Below are 388 nucleotides of genomic sequence, written 5' to 3'. Positions count from 1 at the left end.
GACCTGGAACGTGGTCCGTTGCTACGGGTCCTGCTGCTGCGCCTGTCCGCCGAGGAACAGGTGCTGGTGGTGACCCTGCACCACATCGTCTCCGATGGTTGGTCGACGCCGATCATGGTGGAAGAGCTTATGCAGTTCTACGCCGGCTACCGTGAAGGCCGCGCCGTGGAGCTGGAGCCGTTGCCGATCCAGTACGCCGACTATGCCCTGTGGCAGCGCAGCTGGATGGAAGCCGGCGAGCGTGAGCGCCAACTGGCCTACTGGCGGCAGCAGCTGGGCGGCGAGCAGCCGGTGCTGGAACTGCCGACCGACCGGCCGCGGCCGAGCGTACAGAGTCCTGCCGGCGACAGCCTGCAGGTGGAGCTGGGCGAAGACCTGGGTCGCTCGC

The 388-nt window shown here is 67.8% G+C and carries 1 protein-coding gene; it reads left to right on the top strand.

Going from position 1 to position 388, the window contains the following annotated elements; translation table 11 throughout:
• Positions 1 to 388: condensation domain-containing protein (locus tag JHD77_RS32190; RefSeq protein ID WP_233412022.1), on the top strand; the 388-nt coding region annotated here is incomplete at both ends.

It is taken from the genome of Pseudomonas sp. P20 (genome assembly GCF_016463925.1).
GTDB classification, from domain to species: Bacteria; Pseudomonadota; Gammaproteobacteria; order Pseudomonadales; family Pseudomonadaceae; genus Pseudomonas; species Pseudomonas aeruginosa.
Note: the sequence above shows the minus strand (reverse complement) of the source record. Positions and strands in the feature narration are given on the sequence as shown.